Annotated in this window: 1 protein-coding gene; it reads left to right on the top strand. The window is 62.3% G+C overall.

Features of this window, described 5'->3' with window-relative positions:
* Positions 1-1,097, top strand: a 1,097-nt coding sequence (locus tag ACYQ7X_RS17435) for an integrase core domain-containing protein (protein ID WP_459698343.1), incomplete at its 5' end; no start/stop codon positions are given.
* Positions 1,098-1,100 lie beyond the last annotated feature (3 nt).

Here is a 1,100-nt window from a genome sequence, read left to right on the forward strand (position 1 = left end):
GGGAAGCCGGCATCTCGCGCAAAACGGGTTACAAGATCCTCGGCCGCTACAAGGAAGAGGGTGTCACGGCGCTCTCGGACCGGTCACGCCGGCCCTGGCGCTACGCCAATCAATTGCCGCAACCCTTGGAGGCCATGATCCTTGGGCTCAAAAAGGACAAGCCTCACTGGGGTGCGCGTAAGCTGCGGGAATTGCTGGTCCGCCGGTTGCCTGGAGAGGTGAAGGTTCCGGCGATCAGTACCATCCAGGCCGTTCTCGACCGCCATGGCCTCGTCTCCCACCAGGGACGCCCGCGCCGGCGCGCCCAGGGCACGCCCCTTTCCGCCGGCACAGCGCCCAATGACCTTTGGTGTGCCGATTTCAAAGGCGAGTTCCGGCTCGGCAATGGCCAATACTGCTATCCGCTGACCGTTACCGACCACGCCTCGCGCTTCCTGCTCCTCTGCGAAGCTCTTGAATCCGTCCGGGAAGAGCCGGCGATTGCCGCCTTCGATCGTCTGTTCCGCGAGCGCGGCCTGCCGGGGGCGATCCGCTCCGACAACGGGGTGCCCTTTGACAGCCCGAATGCCCTCTTCAACCTCTCCAAGCTCGCCGTCTGGGGGCTGCGCCTGGGCATCAGCATCGAGCGCATCAAGCCAGGCCACCCCCAGCAGAACGGACGCCACGAGCGGATGCATTTGACGCTGAAGAAAGAGACCACGCGACCGCCAGGCCGGAACAGTCTTCAGCAGCAGGCCCGCTTCGACGATTTCATCAAGGAATTCAATACCGAACGCCCCCACGAAGCGCTCGCCATGCAAAGCCCGGCGGAGCGCTATCGGCCATCCTCTCGCTTTTACACGGGACTGCCCGAACTCACCTATCCGCTGCACGACCGGCACGCAATGGTCACCGCCTGCGGCCGCCTCTGCATGCATCGCAAGAAAATCAATATTTCAACGGTGCTGGCGGGTCAGCTCCTCGGCCTCAAAGAGGTCGAGGATGGCATTTGGCTGGTCAGCTTCATGCACTACGACTTGGGCTATATCGATTTGGAGCAGAAAACCTTGCAACCCATCGACAACCCGTTCGGCACGAGGTTGTCACCCATCTCTTAGGAA

This window comes from Acidisoma sp. C75, from assembly GCF_054665095.1.